Genomic DNA, 24,704 nt, shown 5'->3' with positions numbered 1-24,704 from the left:
AGGCTGTTCATTGCCCGAATGGACTTTGGAGACTGACGCAATGACCTCGCTCAGTGCCAAGATCCAGGACGTTTTCGACGAGCCTGCATGCGACAAGAACCGTGGCAAGGACGTCAGGGCGCGCAAGGAAGGCTGCGCACGGCCGCTGACGCCGGGAGCGGCAGCGGGCGGCTGCGCGTTTGACGGGGCCAAGATCGTCCTGCAGCCGATCACTGACGTTGCCCACCTGGTGCATGCGCCGCTCGCCTGCGAGGGAAATTCCTGGGACAACCGCGGTGCAGCTTCGTCCGGGCCAACCTTGTGGCGCACAAGCTTCACGACCGATCTTACCGAACTCGATGTGGTGATGGGGCGGGGCGAGCGGAAGCTCTTCAAGGCGATCCGCGAAATCAAGGAAGCCTATGCGCCCGCAGCAGTCTTTGTCTATTCGACCTGCGTGACGGCGCTCATCGGCGACGATATCGAGGCCGTCTGCAAACGCGCCGCCGAAAAGTTCGGCCTGGCCGTGGTTCCCGTCAACGCGCCGGGCCTGGCTGGCTCCAAGAACCTGGGCAACAAGCTTGCCGCGGAGGCGTTGCTCGACCATGTCATCGGCACGGTGGAACCCGACGACGCCGGCCCGTATGACATCAACGTCCTTGGTGAATTCAACCTTTCCGGCGAATTCTGGCTGGTCAAGCCGCTCCTGGATCGGCTCGGGATCCGGGTTCGCGCCTGCATTCCGGGCGACGCGCGCTATCGCGACGTAGCTTCCGCGCACAGCGCCCGGGCGGCCATGGTGGTGTGCTCGACGGCCCTCATCACTCTAGCCCGCAAGATGGACGAGCGCTGGGACATCCCGTTCTTCGAGGGCTCTTTCTATGGCATCTCGGATACGTCGGAAGCACTCCGCAACATTGCTGAGCTCCTGGTGAGGAAGGGGGCCGATCCGGAGATCCTGGACCGCACGGAGAGGCTGATCGCCCAGCAGGAGGCGATTGCATGGAAGAAGCTCGAAGCCTACCGGCCGCGGCTCCAAGGCAAGCGCGTGCTGCTCAACACCGGTGGTGTGAAGTCCTGGTCGCTCGTCCATGCGCTGGTGGAGATCGGCATGGAGATCGTGGGCACCTCGGTCAAGAAATCCACGCTCGAAGACAAGGTGCGCATCAAACAGATGCTCAAGGACGACAACGATACGTTCGAGCAGATGTCAGCGCGCGACCTTTACGCCATCCTCTCTGGAGGCAAGGCCGATATCATGCTCTCGGGTGGGCGCACGCAATTCGTCGCGCTGAAGGCCAAGATGCCCTGGCTCGACATCAACCAGGAGCGCCAGCACCCTTACGCCGGTTATGACGGCATGGTGGAACTCGTACGCCAGATCGACCTCGCCATTCACAACCCGATCTGGCGCCAGGTGCGCGAGCGACCCCCGTGGGATGGTCCGATCCATGGGTACGACGCACTGCCGGGCCCAAGCGACGACGCCGAGAACCTGCACGCTGTCCAGGAAACCGCCGGCAAGGCGCCGACGATTTGCGTGAGTGCTGAGGAGATCCGATGACGCGTATCCTTCCCCAGACAAAATCAGCCGCGATCAACCCGCTGAAATCGTCACAGCCGCTTGGTGCCGCCTTGGCGTTTCTCGGCATTGACGGCGCAGTGCCGCTGTTCCACGGCGCCCAGGGCTGCACCAGCTTTGCCCTCGTGCTGTTCGTGCGGCATTTCAAGGAAACGATTCCCCTACAGACGACCGCGATGGATGAAATAACAATCATCCTCGGCGGGTCGGACAATCTGGAAGAGGCGATCTTCAACCTCAAGACCCGCACGACGCCAAAGCTGATTGGGGTCTGCACCACGGCCCTGGTGGAAACCCGTGGCGAGGATTGCGCAGGCGACATTTCGGACATCAGGCTGAGACGGGCGGAAGAACTCGCGGGTACCGAGATCGTGCTGGCCAACACGCCGGATTTCGCCGGCGCCCTTGAAGAGGGCTGGGCCAAGGCTGTCACCGCCATGATCGAAGGCATTACAAAGCCTGGGGAGCGGGCGCGGCAGTCAAAGAAGATCGCGATCCTTCCTGGCTGGAACCTCACCGTGGCTGACCTCGAGCATTTGCGCGAGATGGTCGAAAGCTTTGGCCTGCAATCGGTGATCTTGCCAGACCTTTCAGGCTCGCTCGACGGTACCGTGCCAGACCACTGGGTCCCCACCACCTATGGCGGAACGAGCATCGAGGATATCCGCGAGCTCGGCACGGCCGAGCACTGCATCGCGATCGGCGAGCATATGCGCCGCCCGGCCGAGGTTCTCTACAAGGCGACCGGCGTGCCTTACGTGCTGTTTCAGTCGCTGACCGGATTGAAGGGCGCCGATCAGTTCGTTTCGCTGCTGTCGGCTATTTCTGGCCAGCCTGTGCCGGCAAGCGTCCGCCGTCGGCGGGCGCAACTGCAAGATGCGTTGCTCGACGGACATTTCCACTTCGGAGGCAAGAAAATTGCGATCGCTGCTGAACCAGACCAACTCTATCAATTCGGAGCGTTCTTCGTCGACATGGGCTGCGCAATCACGGCGGCCGTCACGACGACCGGTATGTCGAAAATTCTGGAAAAGGTACCGGCGGAGTCGATTCAGGTCGGCGATCTCGGCGATCTGGAATCACTTGCAAGCGGCGCTGATCTTCTGGTCACCCATTCACATGGACGCCAGGCCTCGAAACGCCTTGGCATTCCGCTTATGCGCATCGGCTTCCCCGTCTTCGACCGGCTTGGCAGCCAGCACAGGCTCTCGATCCTCTATCAAGGGACCCGTGACCTGGTCTTCGAGGTTGCCAACCTGTTCCAGGCCGGCCGGCGTGCGCCGACGCCTGATGAGCTCGATCCATTCCGCAAACGCCAAACGCCAGGTGAGCCCGATGCGTCGCTTCTCACTCGTCACTGACGAGGTTCACCGTCCGATGCGTGAACGACAAGCAGGCGCTTTGCGGGTGGCAATCGCTACCCAGGACGTCAAGCAACTCAACGCCCATTTCGGGTCGGCCAAGCGCTTTGTCATCTACGATATGACGCGCGAGGAGTGGGAGCTTGTGGAAGTCATCGAGTTCGACGACGTCTCCGACGAAAGTGGGAAACATCACTCCGAGAGGGATGACCGCATCACACCGAAGATAAAAGCGCTGAAGGGCTGCCACCTCCTGTTTTGCCTGGCGATCGGTGGACCTTCGGCAGCCAAGCTTGTTTCGGCAAAAATCCATCCGATCAAGGTGCGGCATACTCAGAGCATCCAAGAGGTGCTGGTTCGCACGCAGCTGATGCTCAGGACCTGCCCTCCACCTTGGCTGCGCAAGGTCCTGGCTGAGGCAGGCGTCGCGAAACAGAAGCCGTCCTTTGAAGACGAGGACTGAAATGAGGAGGCGAAATGTTCGACCCTGCCCTTAGCCTTGCTGTCGATGAGGACGAGGTGGCGCTTGCCAGCCCGTTTCTCAAATGCCTCGTGCGGCTAATACGTGCTCAGGACTCCTACGGCGCGTGGGAAGGCAAAGCGGACCGCGAACTGCTGGCCGCCTTCATCATCACCAAGCAACAGCGCCGTGCGATCCCGATCATAGGCGATCCCGACCCGGACGTCCTGTGGAGGCTAGATATGTTCTACACCGCCATTGGGCTTGCGATCGAGGAGCGCTGCGGCCTGATGGCATCGCCGATCATGGAGCTGAGCCGTGAAGGCTTTGGGCGCGTGCTTTTCACGACTGGGCGGCTGGTCGCTCTGTCGAAGACGCTGCGCGACGTCCACCGGTTCGGCTTCGAGACGTTGCGGAAGCTCGCCGGGGCCGGCACGAAGCTGGTCAGCGACGCAATCGCAGCCATCGAAACCTATCCCGAGGTGGCGCGTGCGTGATGAAGCAGGTTTCGAGCCCAGGGGCCATGACAATCTTCAGCAGCCGCGATGGCCAACCGTCGCAGCCGACGCCGTCCAGGCGGATCAAGCTCCTGAAGTAACACCGATGAAGCCACTCATCCTGATCTGTTCGCAAGATGCCGAGCTTTATCTGTTGCTCAGCCACATACTGGAGGTGGACGGCTTCGCCACTGAGCCGGTAAGGAGCGCCAAGGAAGTGCTTGCATTGGCCGACGAACGCGAATTCCAGGCCGTCGTGCTGGACTGCGGTCCGGCGAGCATAACCGGGGCCCCAATCTGCGCCCGGCTCAAGGGGGAGCCCCGGACCGCCGACCTTACCGTTATTGCCCTGATCGCGCCGGGTGCCGAGGACCAGCACCTCGATCTCCTCAAGGCTCGCATTGACGAGAGATTTGTGCGGCCGATCGTCCCGGCCAACCTGCTCGACTTTCTACGGGCGAGGCTGGCGCTGCCGAAGCGGGGCGCACATGGCGTTGAAAACGGCGGCTGGCTCACCTTTGGTGACCTCGAGATGAAGGTGGATGCCCGCCGGATTCGCGGCAATGGCCACGACATTCACCTCGGAGTCATCGAGTTCAACGTGCTGCTGCTTATGATGGAGGCTCCCGGCAAGGTCTTCAGCCGGAAGGAGCTTATCGGCACGGCTTGGGAGAAAAACATCCATGTCGAACCACGCACCGTCGATGTCCATGTCAGCCGGATCAGAACAGCCCTCAAGAAGGCTTGGCCCGGCGGCGGCATTCTCACTGTCAGGTCGGCCGGCTACTCGCTCCAGATGCCGGACGGCTGAATCAGTTGAGGTGTAGTGCCACTCCCTTTCCCTCGCGCTGTGAGTCGGTGTTGCGGCCTGCCGCTAGACTAAACGAGATACTCAGGAAGAAGCAGGCAAATGGGTTTTAAAAGCGTACTCTGTGTGACGGACGCAGACCATTCCGATCATGACGTCGAAACTGCTGCCGGCTTGTGTGCTGAAGTCGGTGCGCATCTTTCCGTACGGATAATACCGGCTCTGATGCTCGTTTTGTCATATCGGCCGATGAGAGATGGTGTCCCCGAGTGGCCCACGGGGCGTGGACAGGCAATGGCCACATTGAACAATCAGTTTCGGCAAGACAGATTTACACTGGACGTGCCCAGACTGGAAAGACGCTCCGAGAAGATCCAGGAACTGCTGAGGGCAATGTGCCTTTCCTATGATGTCGATACGGATTATTGCAATTTGACTGGCGTGGGGGAGGTGGTGCGACAGCGGGCACTCTGCGCCGACCTGACCATTGTCGGCCCCGCACTTCTCAACGACAGTGTTGTCGGACCTGTCGTCATCAACGGCAGCTTATTTGATACGGGAAAACCGGTGCTTATTGTGCCCAAGCGCGCTGAGGCGACCCTGTGGCCAAGGCGCGTCCTGGTCGGTTGGGATTCGCGACTCGAGGCATCCCGTGCCGTTCGGGAAGCGCTGGGTCTCCTATGCGCTGCTGAGGAAGTTCGTGTTGTCCTGGTGGGTCCGAAGGCGAACCACAAAGGGTACGGCGCGAAACCTGGAGCCGATATTGCTGCCTATCTCACGCGCCACGGTGCTCGGGTGTCGGTTGACCTGTTGCCAAGTGCTGGCAAATCGGCGGCCAAGGTGCTTGCGCAGCACGCAATCGATACATCTGCCGACATGATAGTCATGGGCGCTTATGGCAGCCGTCGCCTGCGTGAGCGGCTCTTCGGCGGCGCAACGAAATGGATTGTTGACAAGCCGACATTGCCGCTGTTTTTGGCGCGCTGACCGGCTCGGGAGTTGCACCGATGCCGCTCGAAGCTTTAGTTCACTTGGGCGAACTATTCAGATATCGGGAAAAAGATCGCGGCGGCGCGAAGCTCCTCGAGGCAGTGCACGAGGCCTGACCGAACAAAATGCTCCGGTCTTGAGTTGCTTGTCGAACTCTCGCCCGAGACGGCCCCAAAGGCCGTGCAGCGGCGCTGCTCGAGCTCATCGAAGCACGGCCGCGGCAGATTGGCCCAAGACGAGAAAGGTAGCTTGGCTTAATTCAGTTGAGAAAGACAGTCGTTAGCTTGGTAGACGAGTTAGGACCTATTGCTGCGGCCAGCACAGCCGTTCGCTCAAGGCAATGCTCTTTGCAGCGCCAGGCATAGGCTGCCATTGTTCCCGGCTGCCCCATGTCGAGGGCAATTGCAGCTTCATATAACTCAAGACGAGTGCCCTCAGGCAACTTAAGGTAGGGCTTTCGCCGCAGCTCGTGATGACCTTTAGCTGGCGCCGGACGGAAGCAGTGTGCGATCCTCACTGCCCCGGAAAGCCTGCCTTAGCCGAATTCATGGCTGACGAAGAGATGAGCTTGGCGAAAATAGGGGCAAGGATATGCCGGCTCGCCGGCGAAAGGTGGATCGCGTCAAGGTAGAAGACGTCTTCACCTGATCTCAGCGGGCAGTTTTGCTGCCCACACAGAGCTGGGACTATGGGAATGAACTGTACGGTTCGCGGCAGCAGATCCGCGAGCATTCGATTGTTCTGCCAGGACATCTCGGCCGGCATGGTAGAGCACGGCGCGTCGCCCTTCATGAAGTCGGCACGGACGAGGCAAGTCAGCACATCGATGGATGGTTCCGGCGTGGGTCCAACCACGGCGGTCTTGATGCCATGGGCCGCCAGTGAGGCAGCGGTCTGTTCTATCGCGGACGTGAAGTTGGCATTGGAAGTCTCCTGCGAAGGCCAGCTTCCGTCTGTCGAGAGGAAGCTGCCTCCACGCCCCGAGTAGGCGTTCCAGCGGCCTGCCAGGATCACGAGTGTGATGTTGGGATCGGCAAGCACCGATTGGAGCGCGGACGCATTGAAGGCCGGGCAATCCGCTCTCAAGGGACTGGCGGGAAGCATCGTCATGTCGGGAAAAGGAGCGCACCCCGCCTTTGTGATCTGTCTGACGCGCACGCCTGTCGTCCGGGCCGCCTCGTCTAAAGCAGAGGCAAGATGGGCAGCCTGAGAATCGCCCCACAAAACGACCCTCGGAGCGATATTGCCGAAGCCGAGGATGCATTCGCCCGTCTTGGGAATGAGCCCGCCACGCTGGAGGCAGGAAGAGGATTCGAACTTGGCTCTTTCCGCTCTGAGCGCTTGAACAGAAGGACCGTCGTCAGGACCCCGGCTTGGGAAGCCGGAGCTGTAGATGATAGCCAGGGATAGACAGCAGACGCCGGCCATTGTGCCGGCGGTCGGTACCATCCACTTCCAGCCTGTGGCCCTCCGGCGAAACGGGCGCTCGACAAAGCGCCAGGAGAGTGCTGACGCGAGCAGTGCGGCGAGTACGACCGCGACACGTTCAGAGACGAACAATTCGCGATTCCGATAGATGCCTGCAAAGACCAGCAACGGCCAGTGCCAGAGGTAAAGCGAGTAGGATGTGAGCCCGATGAAGGCGGCAGGCTTGATCGACAGCGCTTTCGAAACCATCGTGTCGCGGTGAAAGCCGGCCGCGATGATGAGCGCCGCTCCAATGCAAGGAGCAAGCGCGTATAGGCCGGGAAATGGCGTATCCTGATTGAGCAGGAAGAGTGAAGCGGTGATGAGCGCCAGACCTGAGGCAGCGAGGAGTTCCGCAATCGTTCGGGTTGGCCTCATTGCCTTAGCAGCAGGCAGCGCGATCAGCCCGCCCGTGAGCAGTTCCCAAGCGCGTGTCGGAAGCATGTAGAATACAAAGGGCGGATCGCTCTGAAGCCAGTGCTGAGCGGCGGTGATGGAGATGATGCCCAGCGCCGCGACGATGACTGCCGCCCACGGTCTCAGCCATCGCATCATGAGTATGACCACCAGAGGCCAAAGGAAATAAAACTGCTCCTCGACGGCCAGCGACCATGTGTGCAGGAGAGGGAGCGAGGTCGCGGCTTCAGTGAAATAGTTGGTGTTGACGTAAAAAAAGAAGTTGCTGGCGGAAATCGCAGCGGCAATGGCGCTGTTGCCGAAGCCGATGAACTCACCCGGCGGCAGCACAAACCACCCCATCGCAAAACATGCGGCCAGCATCGCGAACAGGGCAGGAAAAATCCGTCGGACCCGGCGGTGATAGAAGTCCAGCAGCGAGAATTCGCCCCTGTCGGTGCGCTCGATGATGTCAGACGTTATCAGGAAGCCGGAGATCACAAAGAAGACGTCGACCCCAACGAACCCGCCGCTGACCGCTGAAAAACCAGCGTGATACAGGACAACCGGAACAACGGCGACGGCCCGCAGACCGCTGATATCCGCTCGGTACTTCATGCAGCTGATCGTCCTCAGAAGGTTCCGAGCAGCGTTTTTCATGGTCGTTACGCATCGTAAAATCGATAGTTTCGATGAAGTGCATCTACCGTATGAATGCGGGCCATCGCGTGCGACTAAGAACCGAACCAGACCGGACACAAATCGCGCAACGCAGAATCCCGCTCGATCAAAGTGAAAGACGGTTTTTCACTAGAAGGCGAACCCGTCCGGTCACCGGCCACTCCGGCTTGTCAGCGTGCGCAGTGGTGCGCCGATGGTACGGGCGCCGAGGCAAAGACCGCCACTCCAGCGCGCTACATGAGCTTGAGATCGTCAGTCGGATCGATCAGCTGCTGCCTTGCGTCAGCTCGACTTGAATTGGTGTGGCTCTTGTTCATCTCTTCCGCGGTCCTTGTGCCCACCTAGCGCATGTGCGCAGTATCCACCTTCACCGCGCCCGTGATGTCGATCGGCGATTGCCGCGCGGCCGTTGAACAGACGAAACCTATAAGCGCGGCTGGACGGCCAGTCAGAAACAGCACGCTGCCGGATTGGCCACCTACCGCAGCTGCAAAGCAGGCCAGTCATCTCTCAATCGACTGGCTCGCCCGTGCCACGTGGGGCAGTTCCGATTGGGATGATCGGCATCGCCGATCGTACGGTTTCTCATAAGTAGATCGGGCGTCGAGTTTGCAGGCGAGTTGCGCAGGCATTCGTTATGGAGCTCTGGGGTTCGGTTGTTGATCGCATGCGAGGCGCACGCATTCACATCGTAGATGGGCTCCATCGAAACAATCTATTTTACGGAGAGTAACGGACATGAAAAAGCGTTGCTCGGGAGGCGACGCCCACCGGAAATCTCTCCAGGTCATGCGCAAGGCGGAAGGTGGAGCGGCGTCCTCCTTCTGATGCCTAGGGTTCATCACTCAATTTCGTCGCTCGCTTCCTGGATCCATCCCGCAGCGTCACGAGCCTGATCATTTGTGCTCGCGACCGGCGGACCCGTTCGGCGCGACCGGCAGACGATCTGCATTCCTCCAAATCCGATGCCGTGCGCGAGCTTCTCAACACTCCGGACGGATTTTCGGCGAAGGTGAGCTATCTCAAACGGTATGCCGCCACGCTTCGCTGCGGACTTAAGGGCGCAATGGATGTCGCCGAAGCCGGATCGTGGGTTGGACCCGAGGGTGCAAAGCGGTCTTGGCGTATGAGATGCATGAACGAACTGCAGCCGCTATCTCGATGACGATACCTTACTGAACCAATCGCGCGACGAGGATTGTCTGGCCAGGAACAACGTTCCGACCTGGTGGCCGCGCGCTCCTTGCCGCGATTTGGCGTGTGCTGGCGTCTTCAACGCAATCGCTGCTGATCGCCTCGAGCCGCTGTCGGCTTCCACCGTAATCGACGGCGGCTGCGCCGGCGGAGATGTAAGCTCGAGCGCAGCGGTCGGACGAATGGCCCACGTCATCGGCATTGACCTCGACGAAGGGAGCTTGTGCTGGCGCGCGAAGAAGCTGCCGCGCGCACCTTAGTCGAGTGCTAATGGGAGCGTCATGCGACGTAAGAATGCTATGCCTATCAGATCATCATGGGAGAGATCCACGTCGCATGACACATGAGACATTACCGGATTCCCCGGACGGCGCCCATCTGAAAAAAACGCTAGAGTTGGTCAAGCTGGTGCTGTTCCGAAGGGCGACAAAGTGCAAACCTTCAAGGCCTGCCGTTCAACGTCGGATACTCGACACGATCACAAACCCGCTGTCAGTTGGTTCCATCAAAGTTTCCTCCTGGCACGTCGATTGAGGGAACATTCCGAACACATCAGCGCACGTCCTGCCATGATCAGGCTAAGCGAACATTTATTCGGGATCGGAGCTACCCTGTTAGCTTACCGGTAAGAGCACCGGGACAAATCTGCCGCCGGTGCAAGGTTTCCCACCTCAACGTCGGATAGCCGACACGATCACAAACCTGCTGCCAGTTGTTTTGATCAATTTTCCTTCTGGCACGTTCGATGCAGGGAATCTTCTGAACACATCAGAAGGATGTCCTCCTATGGTCAGGGTCACTGAAGAATGCTGTTGCCGCACTGGGACCGCGCTTCGGCTGATCCACAACCGGTCAGAAGTGGGCGCATCACCTTGGAGGCGAGCGACTGCGCCCGCTTCACACGCCGAATAAGGTCGGTAAGCATCCGCTGAGCGAGACGCTATCATCGAAGCGGGTGGAAACGTCGATCCCGCGCACGGCCCCCACGTCCCGACATGAGTGTCGATCTCATCACTTGGCTGGATCCCTGGGCCTCACACAGCCGACCACACGAACGCGGGGACAAACGCTAGCGAATCCAGCCGCACCGGCGTCGAGAATGGCCGCGTAGTGCGGAAGCCGAATGACCATGGCCGATGTTCGCCGCGAGCATCGCGTGTTTGGGAAACATCTATAGGAGCAGGACAAGTGGACATCTCTTGCATTGGGGTGGGTGCTGGACCGCCTAATCTCAGCCTTGCGTGTCAGATACACGAGCAGATCGGTCGAGGGGCACTGTTCTTGGATCGGCAGGTCGACTTCCGGTGGCACCCCGGCAGCGCATTGGATTCGCCGGAACCCCAGGTCAACCACCTCAAGGATCTGGTCACGCTGGTGAACCCGCGATCAGCCTACACTTTCGCAAACTATCTATACGAGAACGGGCGTCTATTCCACTTCCTGAACGCACAGTTCGAGGCCGTGCTCAGAGCTGAGTTTGAGCAATACCTGAACTGGGCCTTCCACCGGAACCCGCTTGTCTGCGGCGGCGAGACTGTGCGCGAAATCCGCTTCGAGGGCGAATTTCGGGTGTGGACGGACGACGCAGTTCGTGGCGCCAGAGACCTCGTGATCGGCATCGGCAAGCAGCCGCGGATTCCGTCTCAGTTTCAGGGCTGGACCGGGCGCAACCTGTTCCACTTATCGGATTTACCGCGCATCCATCCTGAGGATTGGAAAAAGGACGTTTGCGTGGTTGGTGGAGGCCAGTTGGGAGCGGAGGTGCTATTACACCTCGTCGGCCTGCCAAAAGAGCGGCGGCCTCGATCGATCACTTGGGTCTCGGAGGGCGAAAACTATCAGCCCATCGACAACAGCCCGTTTACAAACGAGTTGTTCATAGCGTGCTCTTCGGATCGCTTGGCGGCAATGAGCGAGTCGCAGCGCAAACTGTACCTGAGGCGTTTCGTGCTTGCTTCCGACGGCATTTCGGAAGAGACGTTGAGCGCGATTTATCAAGCGCTATACCGGCACGCGTTTTTGGAGCCAAGCCACTGCGAAATCACACTGCGGCCGGGCTGCACCGTCTCGCACTGCGTCAACGCCGGCGCGGGTCACAGGCTGACCCTGCGCCGCGGCAGGAGTGAGCTCGAAGAAGTCACGGCCGACATCGTCATCCTGGCCACCGGTTACGAGAACGCGTTGCCAGACTTCTTGGAGCCGATGGCCTGCCGGCTGGAAAAGAGCGACAACGAATTGGCTATCCGCGAAGATTTTTCCGTGTGCTGGGACGGACCGCCTGAAAGGCGCATCTTCGTACAGAGCGCGACCCTCGGGCAGCGCGGGCTGGCTGATCCAAATCTAGGCCTGCTGGCCTGGCGAGCGCGTCGCATCCTCGACAGCCTTCTGGGACGCGTGCCGCAGGCGAACCGCGAGCATGCCGGCTTCATCAGACCTGCCCCCGTCGACAACTGGCCGCACCCCGTGGCGGAAGAAATGGGCAGCGGGATATGACCTACGGCTACTGATCACCAGCGGGAGGGGCCGAGGAATGCTGTCCGCCTTCGCTGCAGCGAAGAGCGGGGTGGATGCGGCATCCGTGTCCCCGCGAAGCAGCATTCGCGCTGTCCGTCGGCAGCTCGCACTCGACGCTGGGCCTCATCGACAACGGCTTTAGCAGAAAAGCTCAACCGTAACCGGGCGGCACTCAGTCGTTGCACGCGGGAGCCAGTCGCGGAGCTAGCCCCGCCCTTTCGAACGGCGCCGAAATGCTGCTGCTGGAGGAGCCGAGCCATTTGACCGCAGAAGAGAGCCAAGCTGTTCGGTTTCTTACGCAGGAGTGGTTGCGGTGTCCAAAAACTTACAGCCGGCAGAAACTTGTCGGGTCGAAGACAGCTGGCCAACTGGGCCTATGAGGTTTCAAAGGGGTAACCATGGAGTTAACGGGCACTAAGCGTGCTGGCACGGCCTTTGCGGCAATACTCGTGAGGGCTGACCGCATGAGAACACGCAAGCCGGATTGGTTGCCTGCCAACTCGTGTGTTCCGCTCTTGAGAGAGAGAACGACCAGCTAACCCATAAGCGCCAGGAAAGGTGTGGGAATTTGGAGAACGAAACGGTGTTGCGTATTGAGTCCCCCGCTCCGCCAATCAAAGTGGACACTTGGCTGCGTGGCGAACCCATCACGAACTTTCAGCCCGGCAAGGTCTGTCTGGTCGAATTTTGGGCGACTTGGTGCGGACCTTGTGTGGCGGCTATACCCAATCTGATGCAGCTGCAAGAGGAATATCAAGACAGTGGATTCGAGGTCGTCGGAATCGCAACTAGCGAACAGGCTCCAACCGCAGACGAGGCGCGGACCAAGTTGGATGCGTGGCTGACCGAGAGGTTCCTGAATCTGAATTACCGGATTGCGTTCGATTTTACCGGTGAAATGAACAGACTATGGATGCAGGCGAGTTCTTCTCCCGGAATCCCTGAGTCGTTCCTGGTTGATGGCAACGGCCGCATCGCTTTCATCGGACACCCGGCGGAACTCGATGAGGTTTTACCCAAAGTTCTGAACGGCAGCTGGCGCAGCAGCAATGAAGCGAGGGCCGCCGACATAAGGCGGTTCGCTACTAGCCAACGCACAGCGCGCGAACGGGCCCGGACCAAACCGATATACGCCAAACTTAAGCCCGCCACACAGGCCGAGGATTGGCCGGCCGCACTCTCGGCAGTTGAAGAAGGCCTGGCATTGATGCCGGACTATATCGGGTTTCGGCAAACTCAAGCGAATCTTCTGCTTCACAAGCTGCGGGACATGCAGAGCGGCTTGCCAGTCATGCGCCAGTTAGTCGAGGACGCGATCAACAAAAAAAACGAGGCCGTGTCTTGGATGGTCATGGCCCTGAATCAGCTCTTCGATCCCGCGATAGACAACTCCCATCTTCCCCGTGCTGAGCGCTTTGCGATAGGCAACACGCTCTCGGAACAAATCCTGACACTGAATCCCCCGGATGGCGACGGGCGCCTTAAATTCCGTTGCTACCTCCCGGTAGCTCAGTATTACCACGAGAGCGGCAACAACGCTCGCGCGATCGAGTTGATCGAAGCGGCACTGAAATCGCTGGATATTCCGGAGCCAATGCCTGATCACATCAAACAGACACACCATAGCCCCTTGCTTCAAGCCCTGGCCGACTACACGGGTGAGAACGTCTGTTGCGGGGACTTCTGTGTGGCACCGCAATCAAGGCTCCTGAACACTAAAGCGGAGTGGCCTCATGAGCAGAGATTGCAAAAGGCATGACAAGTGGAATCGAACCCTGGTCAATTCGCCCAATGCATGCAGCCCGCTCGCAGCAAGTATGCCCATGCAGCACCGAGGGGATCGTTGCTGTAGGTCAAGGCTGGGGCGTCAACGACCTCCAGAGACGGTTCGCCGCGGACGCGATGTTCGACGAGAATTTAAGCTATCGCGGAGGACGTCACAGTCCAGGACATGTTCAAGGTCGGCCCAAGCACAGCATTACCTGGAACCCGGCCCGGCCAAGCCGGGGGGCGGCCGCGTAAGCGGGCCCGAAGTTGGCGCAGCCGAACGCAGAGCTCGCCCTCTGAGACGACACTGAATTGAGGAAACGATATGTCTCACACCGCGCTTGATCCTGCCCGTCGACCATCGAACGGCTCCTGGCGCTGATCCGAGCTCAGGACAGGCGATGCCAGGGCAAATGACCGAGCTGCTGGTCGGCTTCATCATCACGAAAAACTGCGTCCTTCAGATCCCGATCATTGGCGATTCTGCTGTGTAGGCTCGACATATTTCACACAGCAGCGGGGATTGTGATCGAGGAGCGCTCTTGCGTGACCACATCGCCAACAATGATGAAATCGATCGGGGTTTCGGGGTTTTCACGGGCGGGCAGTTAATCGTTTGAGACGTCCACCGCGTCGTCTTCGAGACTTTCCGGAAACTTGCCCGCACCGGTACGAAACTGGGCGACGATGCGACTGCGGTCATTGCCTGTCCGACGTTGCGAGGATGAAACCGAATTTTCGAGGAAGGCTCATGTCAAATCTGGATGAGATGTTGAAGAAAGTCCGAAAGCTGCAACTGCGCGCGGCGATTGCCAAGACGAACTTGCGCGACCTTGCCGAGGGCCTCCCGAACAAATGGACTGAGATAGCGGAAGTCGCCGAGACAGCGCACGCTGTTTATGCCGAGTTGAATAGTGCCCGGAGAGAGCTCGCCAAAATGAGGACCTTACGATGACGAGCATCACCCGCGACGGCTCCAAATGGGTGCCGGAATATCTGGCCGCTATAGACGAGAAAATCTGTATCGGCTGCGGTCGCTGTTTCAAGGTCTGCTCGCGCGAGGTCATGCATCTTCACGGCGTGGATGACGCGGGTGAAATCCTCGGCATCTGCGACGGGGAAGACGACGACTTCGACGGTGAGCTCAATCGTATGGTCATGGTAGTGGACCATGCCGGCCGCTGCATTGGCTGCGGAGCCTGTGGCCGTGTCTGCCCAAAGAACTGCCAGACGCATGTCGCGGCCGACCAGATTGCAGCATGAGCAGCATCAATGACGGGATAGGAGAACGACTTTGGACCTCATCATCTTTAGTCGACTCGCGGCGGTGGTTGGAGCGGCAACGCTGTGTCCGTTCTCTTCGCTTAGCACGCGATCCGTCTAGCCGTCGTCGCTACGCTGGCCTGTTCGCTACTGCTCCAGAGGGATTATTTCGGCAGCGTGCTCTTTCTGCTCTGGCGGTCCAGTGTGCTTGTCGAGCAGAGGTAAGGGTAGGCCAACGCAGTTCGAACCAGCCGCCACAAGATGACGAGTTGAGGAATGAATGTTCAGATGTATCTCAGCTCGTTCTGACTGCGCTGTGTGTTGACGCTGTGTTGAGGCGTAGTGACAGAGCGGAACTCACGTTCACGCCCAACAAGAGACATCGAATTGATAGGACAAGAATACAGGTGGGCCGGAACTGGCCAGGGGTGGCAACATGCTCGGTGAAGCTGTTTGCGTTCGCCACGCACATAGGAGGCTCGCAGCACGCCGGCACCGGTCGATCGAACGGAGACGCCGGCGATGATGTGAGTCACTTCTACAACGTTCCAGAACATAGCTGGCTCAGCACGAACGCCCATGACCTAGGCTGGAGATAGTTCAGCTTGAATACCTCTGCTGGAGAAAACATGCTGAAAAAGTTCCCACGCTATCCGCTCACCTTTGGCCCAACGCCGATCGAGAAGCTCGACCGCCTCGGCAAACATCTGGGCGGCAAGGTAGAGATCTACGCCAAACGCGAGGACTGCAACTCAGGTCTCGCGTTCGGTGGAAGCAAGCTGCGCAAGCTCGAATACATCGTTCCCGATGCGATCGCGTCAGATGCTGATACGCTGGTCACCGTCGGGGGCGTGCAGTCCAACCACACCCGGATGGTCGCAGCGGTCGCGGCCAAGATCGGCATGAAATGTCTTCTGGTTCAGGAGAGCTGGGTTCCACATGACGATGTCGTCTACGACCGGGTCGGCAACATTCTTTTGAGCCGCATCTTGGGCGCAGAGGTGCGCCTGGTCGACGAGGGCTTTGACATAGGTATCCGCTACAGTTGGGAAGAAGCGCTCCATGATGTCAAGGCAAGGGGCGGCAGACCTTATGCGATACCGGCCGGGGCCTCTGTCCACAAATACGGTGGCCTTGGCTATGTGGGGTTCGCTTACGAGGTGCGCGACCAGGAGAAACAGCTTGGTTTTGCCTTCGACTACATTGTGGTCAGCACTGTCACAGGTTCAACGCATGCCGGCATGATCGTCGGGTTCGCGAAGGACGGTCGACAGCGCAACGTGATCGGTATCGATGCATCCGCCACTCCAGCAAAGAGCAAGGCGCAGGTGCTTAGCATTGCCAAACGTACAGCGATGCTCGTCGAGCTCGAAACGGAACTTGTCGAGGCTGACGTGGTGTTGCTCCAGGACTACGCGTACCCGCGCTATGGCGTTCCGTCCGAGGAAACGAAGGAGGCGATCCGTCTGTGCGCGCGGCTCGAGGGTATGATCACCGATCCGGTCTATGAGGGCAAATCGATGCAAGGGATGATCGACCTCGTCCAGAAAGGTTTCTTTCCAGAGGGGTCGAGGGTCCTTTACGCCCATCTGGGTGGCGCGCCCGCAATCAATGGTTACGGCTACACCTTCCGTAACGGCTGACGGGCGACAGCTCGCGTATGCCGCCCTGCCGTGCCGGACGTGTCCACGACAGTGCCGAACCGGAAAGGCCGGAGCCAATTCCGCGGACGGTCGATGATCTGGTAAATAATTCAGAGCGTTACGCGCAGAGGCTCGCGACCAAATTCCTCCCTGGGCGGTTGGCCGTCGAGAGACACGAGGCCGTTGAGTTCGTGCTCCGCTGCCATTCTGCGACCCAACGACTGTTCACTCCGCGACAAAGTGCGTTCGGTTCATCTCCTGGGTACCTTACCCAGCCCATTGCAATCTGAAGAAAAGCTTTGCGCCCAAGTTGGCACGACTCTTGAAGCTCTGTCGACAGGGGAGGAGCCAGGACTCAGATTCCACCACGCAATTGGGATGCTGGGCTGGAGCAGCTCGCACCAATGAGAACGCAACTGAAGGAGAGATCATGGAATTCTCGCGGATTGCGGCCGAGTTAAGCCTATTCCTCGACACGACTAATGATGTCGCTGAATCCGAACAGTTGTTCGAATTGTTGTCCGCGTTTGCGCTGAATTTCGATTGCCCGTGGATAGCCTATGGCCCCCTTGCACCAGAACAAAAGGTTTTGAAGCCGACCCGACCGGACTCTGCGATGATGTGGAATTACCCTGATGAATGGCAGGAGCGCTACTTAAAGATGGGTTATGCCAAAATAGACCCGCTCATCAAGAAAGGTCGAAAGGGGGTAGGGCCCTTCCGGTGGAGTGAGGTTTATACCCACGAAAGCACGACTGAAAATGAACGCCGCGTCCTGGACGAGGCGGGGACGTTCGGCTTGAAGTCAGGCGTTACCGTTCCATTACATGGTCCCGCTGGCAGCTTTAAGCTTATGTGTTTTGCTAAATCCTCGGACGGCGAATTGGAAAATAGAGCGATCACCTATCTGCAAATTGCCGCAGTACAGTTTCATCTGAGGGTTGCGAAGCTCGGAACGCAGAGGTCATCGGAGCACGCCTATAAGATCTCTGATAGGGAAAGAGAGTGCATTCATTGGATATCGAAAGGAAAAACGTCAGGGGAAATAGGGACGATATTAGGACGGTCCCAAAACACGGTTGATTTCCATGTGAAAAACGTGATGCGGAAGTTGGACACGACCCGCAGAACGGCACTTGCTGCGAAAGCTGTGGAACTTGGGATTATCGAACCATAGAAAGGAAGATTCGGCGAGCTCGGTGCGCGGCCTGTCGTGGAGCTCGAGCCTCGTCATACGCGGCGCCGATGGCTGCCGCAACCTCCAAATCCATCACTCGCTCGCCGAGAAGGCCTATCATGTCGCGCAAGAGACCGGCCAAGAGCGCACGCAGGTTCCTCATGCCATCGGTCGTCGATGATTCCTTTAAGACCCGCAACCGAGCTTTGCCGGGGAACATCGATGACCGGATGACCGCCGCAATGCCGCTCGCTGCGGCACTGTTGAGGGCGCTCGCGAGCGGCTTCGCGATCGCCGCGCTCCACAGCCTGTGGTGACGTGCTCCAGCGGTCGGACGACTCCTATGATTTGGTCGGCCGAATTCTCGCAGGGGCGATGGGGCTGATCCGTCAACTACCCGATGCCGTAGTATCGGTGCTTGTCCGGAAAATCTATATGTTGTCCACCGCATTCACCCTAGGTATCAGCTCTGGAGCAACGCAATAATGGGGTATTTTTAAGAGAGATAGCCACACCAATTAGAATTCCCGCGAAGTACCGGCCCAAAAAAGTCAATCCGACGATTCTGGTGTCAATGTGACATGAAGAACATTCACCACGAGCAGAAAGTTTTATCACTCTCCCCGTGAATGATCTCCGTGCAGAGGACCTAAAGATGAACATCAACGCGTTCACGGCTCATGAATCCAATGTTCGCCGATATTGCCGGGCCTTTCCCACAGTCTTTACGAAGGCACTGGGGGCGACGATCTGGGACGAGACCGGCAAGCCTCACATCGATTTCCTTGTGGGTTCCGGCGCGCTCAACTACGGACACAACAACCCGAATATTATGGCACCAGCAATCGAATATCTTATCGGTGAGAACATTGTGCTGTCGCTTGATATGCATACGGTGGCTAAGCGTGACTTCATTGAAGCCTTTGTGGATTCGATCCTGAAACCCAGGGGGCTTTCCTACAAGATACAGTTTCCTGGGCCGACGGGCACAAACGCCAACGAAGCGGCGCTGGCCCTTGCGCGAAAGTATACCGGCCGCTCGAGCGTCATGGCATTCACAAATGCGTTCCACGGTATGTCGCTCGGCTCGCTAGCGATCTCGGGGTCGGCGTCCACCAGAGAGCTGGGAGGCGTTGCGCGCCACGATGTGATCCGTATCCCATTTGACGGCTATCCGAGCCAAGCGTTCGATTCCGCCAATTACATTGATTGCGTTTTGAGCGACCCAGGGAGCGGCATAGAAAAGCCAGCCGCAATCATTCTGGAGACCATCCAGGCAGAAGGGGGCATGAACGCCGCATCCGCGGCTTGGCTCATAGAAATTCAGCGCATTTGCCGCAAGCATGGCATTGTTTTTATCGTCGACGATATCCAGGCGGGTGCGGGCCGAACAGGCGATTTCTTCTCCTTCGAGTTCGCCAAAATCGAACCCGACATCGTGTGCCTTTCCAAGTCACTGAGCGGTTCAGGGAGTCCGTTCTCCATTGTCCTTATTCGCCCCGACATGGACATATGGAAACCCGGAGAACATAGCGGGACCTTCAGAGGCAATAATTTCGCCTTCGTGACGGCAGGGGCCATGTCCAAAATGTGGTCGGACAGCCGGTTTACTGCAGGCGTGGAACAGACAGCGGCCAAACTGCAGGGGCACCTTGACCGCCTCGTCGCGAAATTTCCCAGATACATTGAACAAAAACGGGGCCGCGGTCTGATGGCTGGCCTCAAGTTCCGTTCACCGGCCCTGGTCGGCAGCGTGCACGATGTCGCGTTCGAGAATGGCCTGCTTATCGAATCCTCAGGGCCAAATCGCGACGTGATCAAAGTCCTCCCGCCGATAACCATCACCGATGTCGAACTTGATAACGGCGTCGCCATTCTTGACCACGCACTACAGGAGCAAGACAATGCGTAATCAGATTCCTCAACCGCCCGCCATCTCTCCTGTTTCGATCAGACACCGGACCGGCTCGATCAGCACTGCTGACATCATCTCGGTCCTGAAAGGCGAGACGACCGCTCTGCACATCAAGCAGGCTTTCAGCACTGAAGTAGCCGAGGAGATCAGCGCGAACTTCAGTGCCAGTACCGGTCTCAAGCAGCGAAAGGATGGAGTGCCAGGACAGTATGTTGGCGCATCCCACTACAGGAAGGATGCAGCCACCTATTTCGCAGAGGCCGAAAATGCGCGGCCGCACGTCGAGGCCCTGTTTAAGAATTTGGTTGACCCGGTCCGAGCAATATTCAGCGCATTGAAGCGCGAGCTTCACAACCAGGGCATCGAACTGCGACTGGCCCGTTCAGAACACGGTCAGGCCAATGTTTGTCGTGCCATCAACTGGTCTGGCAGCGGCGCATTTTCATTGGACCCCCACGACGACGTCGCTCAAGTCTTATGTGCTGGCAATGGTTATGAGCTTTCTTCCGTGGCGCACAACACTGTCGCAGCATTTAACTTCTATCCGAGCATGCCCGAGGAAGGCGGCAATCTGAGGCTCTGGAGCCATAAGCCGACAGTTGCCGACCGAAAGTCGCAGGGCGTGGAAACCACCGGCTATCCCTACTCGGCAGCCTATCTCGAGGCCGTTCCTTGCCGCGAGATCCAGCTCAAGGCCGGGGATATCGCTTTGATCGATGGCGGCTTCGTTCACGGGGTTACCGGTCAACCAGGCAACGGAAAGCGTCGCTTGTTGCTGAACAGCTTTTTCGGGTTTGCGCGGCCGGATCTTGTTCTCTGGTGGACCTGACTTTGGAGGACCGACCTTTAATGCGGATGGATTGCGCATCTATCAGCGTCGATGCGCAGTCGACTGCTGCTGACCTTCGACTTACGCCCGCCCGCCACCGGATCGCCCGCAACGGATGATTGCGCCGCACCCGCGCCTCAAGGTCAACATAGCTAAACAGTTCGCCAGCTCGATCGTCGCCGCCGCGCACGTCACTTCCGAATCCCTTCGGAACCAGTGAATTACCGCTGCGATCCGGTGGCGAGTGCCTTTTCAACAGCTTGCTAGAGAAATACCCAAACATCGGGGTTGCAGTCATGCTGGAAAACCGGTGCGGTTATGTCAGTCGCCCATGCCAACAACGCCGCCGATAGCGCTGCCGCAAAGGCGGGTACTGACTGTCAAGGTATCGCTATCCCAAGCGTTGCAACAGATTCGTCAAACAAGTTTACAGACTCTTTGCGAATGCAAGTCGCTGACCATGGTAAGTTCGCTTTAAGTCCGAGATTGGCCGTAGCTAATCGTCAACTCAATGGTTTGGAATGCGTGAACATAGAACCTGCAGCTTTGATCGCAAGACGCACCAGAGAGGCCCTTTAATTGATATCGACATTTTCGAAGCTCATGAGTCTAACGTTCGTCGCTATTGCCGGTCGTTTCCAACCGTCTTTACGAAGGCCCTCGGAGCGACAATCTGGGACGAGGCCGGTAAGCCATTTCTCGATTTCCTTGTAGGGTCCGGCGCACTCAACTAGGGACCCAACTATCCTTGCGCCAGCAATTGAATATCTCGTCGGTGAAAACATTCCTCTCTCGCTTGATATGTATACTGCGGCAAACGTATCCGGGCAAAGACAACGAGGACGCGCTACCGTGCAGCAAGAAGGGGTGGGTAACTACCGAACAGGCGCATATCCCTATTTCACATTCATCAAAATCGCGTTGCAAAAGGTATGCATGATTGCTGTAAGCTATAATGTTTACTCAGAATATGTGACGTATAATTGTGTAAGAGACTGTCGAGAGTTCGAGTTCAGGAAAATTCTATGTCATTTGATTTAGACAACTTTTTCTGGTTCGATGCGGGGACTTTGGCCGGAAAGGGTTCGGCCACGCTCGTTCGCCTCCGCTCGTGGAGCAGTGCTGCTATATCACGGAGGCGGTCTGCAAAGTAAATCATTCCACCCTTCATCGCTGAGATCCGGCAGGGAACTGTCGATCTGTTCGCTGGCAAACAATCACCAGGGAGAACTACAATGTTTCGCAATAATTTGAATTCGGACCTCGTCCAGTTGCAAAAGATCGACCCGCTGGCCTTCAAGGCGATCGAGCCCGGAATAGCTAGAGAGTCATCCGCCTGCCTTACAAATCTGGCGAATCTCTCGCGCAATGAGTTCACCTCGGAAGGGCGTGGGGCGGATTACCTCGATAGCATCCAACTGTCGCTGCTGGCACGATCGGAGGGTGTGATGGATCTTCTGGGCAAGATGCACCCCAATGGTTGCGACGGACTTTGTTCATCAATGATCATCTGCGATCTTCTCGCCGGTGACGGCTACGTGAACAAGGTAGCCCATCAGATCTTGGGTGCGGCGCGCTGCCCGACGTTCATCAACTCTGACATCTCTCAGTTCATGGTGGACCGTTGCATCCGCGACGGCCTTTTCGCAATCTGGCAAAGCGCGACCGATCCGTTCTGGATTAAAGACGGGTCGGTGGACGGTGTGCTGATGGCTTACGGCACGCACCACATCCCGCACGCTCAACGCACCACCGCTGTCCAAGCGGCTGCGCGAATTCTTCGGCCCGGTGGCGTCTTCGTTCTTCATGACTTCGAAGAGGGTTCAGCCACCGCCCGCTGGTTCGCTGACGTAGTGTCAACTCATTCGGTGACGCCACACGACTATCCTCATTTCACCGCGGGCGAGGTTCTTGATCTGTTCGCTGCTGCGCAGTTCGATGAGGTGACTGTGCAGCGAATTACAGACCCATTCGTCTTCCAGGCAGAAGACGAGGAGAGCGTTCTCCAATCGCTGGCCAAATACGTCGTGAAGATGTACGGGCTAGAGAAGCTCCGCAACGATACGCAGCGTGTGCTCGCGCTTCTTGATGAGTATTTCGGGCTCGCCGTGACGGGAACCTCTCGCGGTGGCTTCGAAGCGCGCATAGCGCGCAACGCTTTGGTCGGCAGTGGGCGACGGGTGTGAAATTATCACTGGGTCGACCAAGGTCGATTTCTGCTTCACCCTGCCGTGTGTCATCTGCTTTGAATTCTCGAATTGCTACCGCTCAATTAGAGTTGTCTAGCCCAACAGTATGAAACGTATCAACATCGGACACAGCGAGATATCTGAACAGGCGATTGGCTTTCACTCAGTCCGATCGATAGACGAGGTTTCTGGCGAGGCGCCGGAACTTGCATGTCGTGCCATGGTATCTAAGAGAGGGCTCGTCAATCGCCTTGATCATAGCCGCGCATCTTGATCGCCTGCCGATCTTAGAGTCGATTGGTGCCCTCGCAACCGATCTGCCCTCGCAACTGAGAAGCCAATGCCACGGCACCTACTCCAAGCACCTATCGAACTAGAGGATGTACCCGGATACCGTTGGAAGGATGGGCTTCTTGGGCCGGATGAGCCTAACCCGGTTGGGCATGTTTGCCCGACAGGATCATCGCCGTTTCTTCTGCTCTGCGATCATGCTGGTCGGCTGATCCCTAAGTCGCTCGGGTCTCTTGGCGTCTCTCCAGCCGATCTCATACGTCATATTGCTTACGACATCGGTGCTCTCGGCGTCAGTAGACGGGTGTCCGAACGACTCGACGCCGAGTTGATCTACCAGCGCTACTCCCGGCTTATCGTTGACTGCAATCGTCCACCCCACAACCCGACAGCATTTGTCACGATGACCGACGGAACGACTATCGCGGGGAATCTGGATCTAACTGTACCGGCTGCTGCCATGCGCCTGTCTGAGATCTTTCATCCCTACCAAGCGAGGATCGAGCATGTGGTTCGGACCCGTCTTGCCGCGAAACGTCCAACGGTGATCTTGACCGTCCACAGTTTCACCCCTTGGCACACCGACTACCCGACGCCGCGCCCTTGGCACCTAGGCCTTCTTTTCAACGAAGATCGCCGCCTGGCAGACGCGCTGGCCGAAGAATTCAAGATGGCGGGCGATCTCGACATTGGCTTCAATCAGCCTTACGCGCTGGAAAATGAGTCGGATTATGCAGTCCCCGTCTACGCGGAACATCGAGGTCTGCTCGGAATCGAGTTGGAAATTAGGCAGGATATGATCACGGAACCGGCCGATCAGATCAAATGGGGTGATCGGTTAGCGGAAGCACTGAGAGCTGCGCTTAGACGCATCGCTCCTGAATTTGTCTGAAAGGAACGCACGGCCCGAGCCAGCACTCTCGGAATGAAAATCCCCGCGTGGTGATGATTGGCAATCAGGGCTTGTCGGTTGTAATAAAATGCGCGGACGCTCGTTTCCGGTGGAACGCGTAGCGGCCTATTCGGCAGATTTGCAACCTGAGCGGGCCCGTTACCTTAACCACTGTGCGGAATTCGGGCCGACTCCCGCTTCGCTGACGATAAGGCGCATCGAGCTTGAACACAGTAAGGGGTGGTGATCAACGGTGCCGGCGGTCGGCGTCACTGGTCGGTGGATGACAAGGCGCGGATCATCGCGGAGACGCTGGAGCCGAACGCAATCATTTCCTAGGCCGCCCGTCGGTATCGCCTTAGGCCGCAGCAGGTCTTCGCCTGGCGCCGCGAAGCGCGCAAAAAGGCCACTTCGGTGCAGCAAGATTCTCCTGCCTTTGTGCCGACGGTGTTGGCGGCGGCGGAACCTGTAGTCAGCCGTTCACCGAAGCAGCGGAAACGGCAAGCCACCCGAGATGCCGGTATGATCGAGCTTGAGATCGACGGCATCGTCATGCGCGTCGGCCGGGGCGCCGATATCAAGACGGTGGCCGCAGTAATCCGCGCGCTGAAGGCGGACCTCGTGATCGGGCCGACGGGGGCGGTCAAGGTGATGGTCGCGACGAAGCCAGTGGACTTCCGCAAGGGCGCCGAGGGTTTGGCCGCGCTGGTGCGCGAGACGATGGGCGCCGATCCGTTCTTATGCATCGGGTGAGATTTTGTGGCGGAGCCGTCCTGGCGCCAGCCGAGGTCTGCCAAATCTGGAATCCT

General features: G+C 58.3%; 19 protein-coding genes and 2 pseudogenes. 20 read left to right on the top strand and 1 reads right to left on the bottom strand.

What is annotated here, in order from left to right; all coding sequences use genetic code 11:
* Positions 1 to 40: 40 nt before the first annotated feature.
* The 6 genes from nifE (at position 41) to FJ543_RS26300 (ending at position 5,674) form a co-directional block, all read left to right on the top strand.
* Positions 41 to 1,543 (top strand): nitrogenase iron-molybdenum cofactor biosynthesis protein NifE, encoded by a 1,503-nt coding sequence (gene nifE, locus FJ543_RS26325; protein ID WP_064993524.1) that lies wholly within the window; start codon positions 41 to 43, stop codon positions 1,541 to 1,543.
* Positions 1,540 to 2,922, top strand: coding sequence for a nitrogenase iron-molybdenum cofactor biosynthesis protein NifN (gene nifN / locus FJ543_RS26320; RefSeq protein ID WP_064993523.1), 1,383 nt, complete (start codon positions 1,540 to 1,542; stop codon positions 2,920 to 2,922). Before nifE ends, nifN begins: the two co-directional genes overlap by 4 nt.
* On the top strand, positions 2,888 to 3,385 hold the full coding sequence (gene nifX / locus FJ543_RS26315) for a nitrogen fixation protein NifX (RefSeq protein WP_064993522.1): 498 nt from the start codon (positions 2,888 to 2,890) through the stop codon (positions 3,383 to 3,385). Before nifN ends, nifX begins: the two co-directional genes overlap by 35 nt.
* Before the next feature lie 14 nt (positions 3,386 to 3,399).
* Positions 3,400 to 3,879, top strand: a complete 480-nt coding sequence (locus FJ543_RS26310; protein WP_064993521.1) for a NifX-associated nitrogen fixation protein — start codon at positions 3,400 to 3,402, stop codon at positions 3,877 to 3,879.
* Positions 3,872 to 4,690 (top strand): response regulator transcription factor, encoded by an 819-nt coding sequence (locus FJ543_RS26305; RefSeq protein ID WP_064993520.1) that lies wholly within the window; start codon positions 3,872 to 3,874, stop codon positions 4,688 to 4,690. Before FJ543_RS26310 ends, FJ543_RS26305 begins: the two co-directional genes overlap by 8 nt.
* A gap of 291 nt (positions 4,691 to 4,981) precedes the next feature.
* Complete coding sequence (locus FJ543_RS26300) at positions 4,982 to 5,674, top strand: universal stress protein (protein ID WP_224655972.1); 693 nt, start codon at positions 4,982 to 4,984, stop codon at positions 5,672 to 5,674.
* A gap of 516 nt (positions 5,675 to 6,190) precedes the next feature.
* Here FJ543_RS26300 and FJ543_RS26295 read toward each other — a convergent pair.
* Positions 6,191 to 8,158 carry an acyltransferase family protein gene (locus tag FJ543_RS26295; protein WP_064993569.1) on the bottom strand — a complete coding sequence of 656 codons (1,968 nt, stop codon included), beginning with the start codon at positions 8,156 to 8,158 and terminating at the stop codon, positions 6,191 to 6,193.
* 2,256 nt (positions 8,159 to 10,414) lie between these two features.
* Here FJ543_RS26295 and FJ543_RS26290 point away from each other — a divergent pair.
* From FJ543_RS26290 to tnpB, 14 genes and pseudogenes are all read left to right on the top strand, one after another.
* The gene (locus FJ543_RS26290) at positions 10,415 to 11,908 is read left to right on the top strand and encodes a SidA/IucD/PvdA family monooxygenase (RefSeq protein WP_224656172.1); all 1,494 of its coding nucleotides are present in this window, start codon (positions 10,415 to 10,417) and stop codon (positions 11,906 to 11,908) included.
* 604 nt (positions 11,909 to 12,512) lie between these two features.
* On the top strand, positions 12,513 to 13,688 hold the full coding sequence (locus FJ543_RS26285; protein WP_064993568.1) for a redoxin family protein: 1,176 nt from the start codon (positions 12,513 to 12,515) through the stop codon (positions 13,686 to 13,688).
* Between the two features lie 759 nt (positions 13,689 to 14,447).
* Entirely contained in the window at positions 14,448 to 14,651 is a 204-nt protein-coding gene (locus FJ543_RS26280) for a CCE_0567 family metalloprotein (protein WP_064993516.1), read from the top strand.
* Positions 14,648 to 14,959 carry a ferredoxin III, nif-specific gene (fdxB, locus tag FJ543_RS26275; RefSeq protein ID WP_064993515.1) on the top strand — a complete coding sequence of 104 codons (312 nt, stop codon included), beginning with the start codon at positions 14,648 to 14,650 and terminating at the stop codon, positions 14,957 to 14,959. The genes FJ543_RS26280 and fdxB overlap by 4 nt, the downstream gene beginning before the upstream one ends.
* 111 nt (positions 14,960 to 15,070) lie before the next feature.
* Positions 15,071 to 15,184 (top strand): exopolysaccharide production repressor protein, encoded by a 114-nt coding sequence (locus FJ543_RS32320; RefSeq protein ID WP_140688170.1) that lies wholly within the window; start codon positions 15,071 to 15,073, stop codon positions 15,182 to 15,184.
* Between the two features lie 404 nt (positions 15,185 to 15,588).
* Positions 15,589 to 16,602 (top strand): 1-aminocyclopropane-1-carboxylate deaminase, encoded by a 1,014-nt coding sequence (locus FJ543_RS26265; RefSeq protein ID WP_064993514.1) that lies wholly within the window; start codon positions 15,589 to 15,591, stop codon positions 16,600 to 16,602.
* Between the two features lie 430 nt (positions 16,603 to 17,032).
* On the top strand, positions 17,033 to 17,779 hold the full coding sequence (locus FJ543_RS26260; protein WP_064993513.1) for a LuxR family transcriptional regulator: 747 nt from the start codon (positions 17,033 to 17,035) through the stop codon (positions 17,777 to 17,779).
* Between the two features lie 119 nt (positions 17,780 to 17,898).
* Positions 17,899 to 18,096: a hypothetical protein gene (locus FJ543_RS26255; protein ID WP_064993512.1), complete on the top strand. Its 198-nt coding sequence runs from the start codon at positions 17,899 to 17,901 to the stop codon at positions 18,094 to 18,096.
* A 338-nt stretch (positions 18,097 to 18,434) separates the two neighbouring features.
* Positions 18,435 to 19,691: a diaminobutyrate--2-oxoglutarate transaminase gene (ectB, locus tag FJ543_RS26250; RefSeq protein WP_064993567.1), complete on the top strand. Its 1,257-nt coding sequence runs from the start codon at positions 18,435 to 18,437 to the stop codon at positions 19,689 to 19,691.
* Positions 19,684 to 20,523, top strand: coding sequence for a hypothetical protein (locus tag FJ543_RS26245; RefSeq protein ID WP_064993511.1), 840 nt, complete (start codon positions 19,684 to 19,686; stop codon positions 20,521 to 20,523). Before ectB ends, FJ543_RS26245 begins: the two co-directional genes overlap by 8 nt.
* Before the next feature lie 578 nt (positions 20,524 to 21,101).
* Positions 21,102 to 21,339 (top strand): annotated as a pseudogene (locus tag FJ543_RS32250) (diaminobutyrate--2-oxoglutarate transaminase); the annotation flags it as partial.
* A gap of 419 nt (positions 21,340 to 21,758) precedes the next feature.
* The gene (locus FJ543_RS26230; RefSeq protein ID WP_064993510.1) at positions 21,759 to 22,709 is read left to right on the top strand and encodes a methyltransferase domain-containing protein; all 951 of its coding nucleotides are present in this window, start codon (positions 21,759 to 21,761) and stop codon (positions 22,707 to 22,709) included.
* A 343-nt stretch (positions 22,710 to 23,052) separates the two neighbouring features.
* Positions 23,053 to 23,895, top strand: coding sequence for an N-formylglutamate amidohydrolase (locus FJ543_RS26225; protein WP_084015730.1), 843 nt, complete (start codon positions 23,053 to 23,055; stop codon positions 23,893 to 23,895).
* A 621-nt stretch (positions 23,896 to 24,516) separates the two neighbouring features.
* Positions 24,517 to 24,633 (top strand): annotated as a pseudogene (gene tnpB / locus FJ543_RS26220) (IS66 family insertion sequence element accessory protein TnpB); the annotation flags it as partial.
* Positions 24,634 to 24,704 lie beyond the last annotated feature (71 nt).

Origin of the sequence: Mesorhizobium sp. B2-5-7 (assembly GCF_006440875.1) — a bacterium.
GTDB lineage: Bacteria > Pseudomonadota > Alphaproteobacteria > Rhizobiales > Rhizobiaceae > Mesorhizobium > Mesorhizobium australicum.
This window is presented reverse-complemented; position numbering and strand designations above follow the sequence as displayed.

Excerpts from the sequence above, each read along its gene's own strand:
- nifE (WP_064993524.1), top strand. The coding sequence starts at position 41 with ATGACCTCGCTCAGTGCCAAGATCCAGGACGTTTTCGACGAGCCTGCA.
- FJ543_RS26280 (WP_064993516.1), top strand. The coding sequence starts at position 14,448 with ATGTCAAATCTGGATGAGATGTTGAAGAAAGTCCGAAAGCTGCAACTG.
- FJ543_RS26230 (WP_064993510.1), top strand. The coding sequence starts at position 21,759 with ATGTTTCGCAATAATTTGAATTCGGACCTCGTCCAGTTGCAAAAGATC.
- FJ543_RS26300 (WP_224655972.1), top strand. The coding sequence starts at position 4,982 with ATGGCCACATTGAACAATCAGTTTCGGCAAGACAGATTTACACTGGAC.
- nifN (WP_064993523.1), top strand. The coding sequence starts at position 1,540 with ATGACGCGTATCCTTCCCCAGACAAAATCAGCCGCGATCAACCCGCTG.
- FJ543_RS26225 (WP_084015730.1), top strand. The coding sequence starts at position 23,053 with ATGCCACGGCACCTACTCCAAGCACCTATCGAACTAGAGGATGTACCC.
- fdxB (WP_064993515.1), top strand. The coding sequence starts at position 14,648 with ATGACGAGCATCACCCGCGACGGCTCCAAATGGGTGCCGGAATATCTG.
- FJ543_RS26310 (WP_064993521.1), top strand. The coding sequence starts at position 3,400 with ATGTTCGACCCTGCCCTTAGCCTTGCTGTCGATGAGGACGAGGTGGCG.
- FJ543_RS26255 (WP_064993512.1), top strand. The coding sequence starts at position 17,899 with ATGTCGCGCAAGAGACCGGCCAAGAGCGCACGCAGGTTCCTCATGCCA.
- FJ543_RS26295 (WP_064993569.1), bottom strand. The coding sequence starts at position 8,158 with ATGAAGTACCGAGCGGATATCAGCGGTCTGCGGGCCGTCGCCGTTGTT.
- FJ543_RS26260 (WP_064993513.1), top strand. The coding sequence starts at position 17,033 with ATGGAATTCTCGCGGATTGCGGCCGAGTTAAGCCTATTCCTCGACACG.
- FJ543_RS26245 (WP_064993511.1), top strand. The coding sequence starts at position 19,684 with ATGCGTAATCAGATTCCTCAACCGCCCGCCATCTCTCCTGTTTCGATC.
- FJ543_RS26265 (WP_064993514.1), top strand. The coding sequence starts at position 15,589 with ATGCTGAAAAAGTTCCCACGCTATCCGCTCACCTTTGGCCCAACGCCG.
- ectB (WP_064993567.1), top strand. The coding sequence starts at position 18,435 with ATGAACATCAACGCGTTCACGGCTCATGAATCCAATGTTCGCCGATAT.